The 2,976-nt window shown below is 69.4% G+C and carries 2 protein-coding genes; both read right to left on the bottom strand.

What is annotated here, in order from left to right:
* Positions 1-115: 115 nt before the first annotated feature.
* A complete protein-coding gene (locus AC27KI_RS21975) occupies positions 116-2,479 on the bottom strand; it encodes a hypothetical protein (protein ID WP_487115831.1) in 2,364 nt (787 codons plus the stop codon).
* 213 nt (positions 2,480-2,692) lie between these two features.
* Positions 2,693-2,976: ATP cone domain-containing protein (locus tag AC27KI_RS21970; RefSeq protein WP_487115829.1), on the bottom strand; the 284-nt coding region annotated here is incomplete at its 5' end.

Raw genomic sequence — 2,976 nt, 5'->3', positions numbered from 1 at the left:
CTGGTCGTGAGGACCATGCCCTGCGCCACCGCGGGCAGTGCGGCGACGTCGAGCCGCCGGTGCCGCCGATCCAGGCATCGTTTCTCTGAGCCCGGGGCCCTCGGCCGCCCGCGCCTCAGCGCGCGGCCGAGGCAGGCACGGGGGGCGCCACAGGGACCGACGCCGCCGGTGCACCGGGGGTTGCCGTGGCCGGTGCACTGCCCGTGGTGGCAACGGGGGCGGCGACAGGGACCGGTGCCGGCGCATGCTCCAGCCGGTACCAGCGCCAGGCAGCCACCGCCAGCACGGCGACGACCAGCAATCCCCCCGCCGCCAGCCACACCGGCCGGCGCGATTCGGCGAACGGATCGTCCAGCAACCGGCGTGCGTTGGCGGGCACGTGCGCCGTCTGCGACAGCGAGCCCCCCAGCCGCGTGTTGATGCGCATGCGGCCATTGATGGCCCAGCCGCTCGCGTCCAGGATCGGCCCCAGGCTGCGCTGGCGCAGCTTGAGCCACGCGATCAGCATGCTCGGCCCGGAAATGGCCAGCACGATGCCGACGAGCGCCAGCGGAATCCACACCCCCAGGTCCACGAACTTGCCGAAGATGCCCACCAGCACGGCGCTGATGCTGCCCAACGCCACGCCGATCGCCGCCACCGTGCCCACGTCGGTGCGGCGCCCGGGTTCCACCACGGTGGAGGCGGCGGGCGTGGTGCCGCCAGCCTTGAGCGGCGTGTTGGCCAATTGCCCGGCCGTGGCGCCCAGGGACTTTTCCACCCGCGCATCGCTGGCCGAGGCCCGCTTGGCCACCTGCTCTTCGATCATTCGCAGGAATTTCTTGTAGGGCGAGAAGAACGCCTGCGCGATGCTGGTCGGGTTCTCGATCAGCTTGGTGATGGTGGCGTCCCAGTCCTGGCCCTGCCGGTCGTAGAAGACGCCGTTGCGCCCCACGAACAGAAAGTCCACGTCGCCCGCCGTGAACGCCGCCACGATGGTCATCTTCTGTCCCTTGCGCGTGCAGTCGCAGTAGGCCAGGTAGGTCTTGGCCAGCCCGGCGAGCTTGGCGTGCTTGCCCGCATCCGCCACCTGCACGGTCAGGTCGCAGCTGCGTGCGTCCAGGTACAGCGTGCCGGCCTGGAAGATCGCGCCTTCGCGCTGGTAGAACGCCGAGAACGAGACGAAGTTGTTCAGCAGCAAGAGCAGGTCGCGCCGAAAGCGCAGCAGCTTCTCGAGGTCCAGCATCTGCGTGTTGTGCGCCTTCTCGGCCTCGTCCTGCTCGATCAGGGCCATCACGCGCTCGCGAACGCCGCTCTCATGCAACTGGCGGATGGCATCGTCCTTGAGCGCATCCAGCCGGGTGGCCGGCTTGTCGGCCAGCCATTGCTGGCAGGGGGCCAGGGCCTTCTGCACCTGCTCCCACTCTCGTTCGGTCAGCGCCTCGGCGGGGCGGCCGAGCAGCGGCTCCACCGCTTGCTCCCGGAAGGTCTGCAGGGCCTGTGCCCAGGGGGGATTGGTGCCGCGCGCCAGGGGCAGGGCGCCATGGGGCGTGATGGGCGCCAGGGGCAGGGCGGCCACCGCGGGGGACGATGCATCCAGATCGACCCCCGCCATCGCGGCGTATTCCTCCTGTGTGGGGTTGAGTGCCGCCGCCGCGCGCGGATCGTAGGCGGCGAGCCGGGACCGCGCGAAGAAATCGTCGATCTTGTGCCGCACCGCGTTCATCGCCTGCGTGGCGGCGAGCGTGCGATCGCCGAGCGCCAGTCCGGCGGTGCGGTCATTGGCCTGGGCCGACCAGCCGTGCCATTTCGCCACCTCGGCAAAGAAGGCCTCGGCATGCGCGCGGTCCACCCCTTTCAGGGCCTCCTGGGCGACGCCTTTCACGGGTTTTTGCTCGATGGGCACGCTGCCGTGCGTGGCGATGATCTGCTCGATGGCCTCCCGCGCCGGGGTGTCGTCCTGCGCCGTGTCCGGCGTGATCGCGCCATCGCCGTTGAAGCGCATGGCGCTCAGCTGTTCGCTGCGTTCCAGCACCTGGGCCAGCGTGATGGTGGTGGCCTCGGGCTGGTCGGCCAGCGCGAGGATGCGCCGCGCCTGCGCCACCAGCGCGGCACCCTCGTCCGTGGTGGCGTCGATGGCCTCCAGATCCAGTGCATCGGCCGGCCGGGCCAGCAGGTCGGGGTCGCCCAGCCGGGCACAGGCCCAGGCGCAGGCCGCCAGCAGTTCTGGCGGGCGGATGCGCCCGTCCTTGTCGGTGTCGATCAGGTCCAGCGTGCGTGGGTCGAACTCGATGCCGCGCGTGGGGCAGGCCAGGGCCACCCAGAGTTTCTGGTCCAACTCGGCCAGGTGGGCGATGTCGGCGCCGGTGCGGATGGTGACCTGGTCCACGCCACCGGCGCGAAAGAATTGCCAGGTGTGGCGGTGGGCAGGCCCGCTGGGGGTTTGGGAAGCGGATGCGGGCGAAGTGGGATGGTTGGAAATCGGCGGCTGGGATTCCATGGAGCGAGGGCGGCGGACGCGGGTCGTAGCGAGGACGCCGGGCACGCAGACCGCTCCGGCGGACGAAGCGGCCCAGTTTAGAACGCAGAGGCGGCCACGTGTCCGCCTGCCTTGTCAGACAGCGCGCCGTTTTTTCGTTTGCTATGAAATCGATAGCTTTAGCCGCATGGTAGTCATGCAGTGAGGGGCCGAAAGACCCCAGGTCATCGATTCCTACTTGCGCACTTCGTCCACGAGCGCGCGGAAGTCGTCGATGTCCTCGAAGCTGCGGTACACGCTGGCAAAGCGGATGTAGGCCACTTTGTCCAGCTTCTTGAGCTCGCGCATCACCCACTCGCCGATCTGGCTGGAAGGCACTTCGCGCTGCCCCAGGTTGAGCAGCGTTTCCTCGATGCGTTCGATGGCGCTGTCGATCTGCACCGTGCTGACCGGGCGCTTGCGCAGCGCCAGGTTGAACGAGGCCAGCAGTTTGGCCCGCTCGTATTCGATGCGCCGGC

This window comes from Acidovorax sp. KPB24-03, assembly GCF_057546605.1.
This window is presented reverse-complemented; position numbering and strand designations above follow the sequence as displayed.

What these genes read in the sequence shown, in the direction of transcription:
- AC27KI_RS21975 (WP_487115831.1), bottom strand. Translation starts at nt 2,479, where the DNA reads ATGGAATCCCAGCCGCCGATTTCCAACCATCCCACTTCGCCCGCATCC.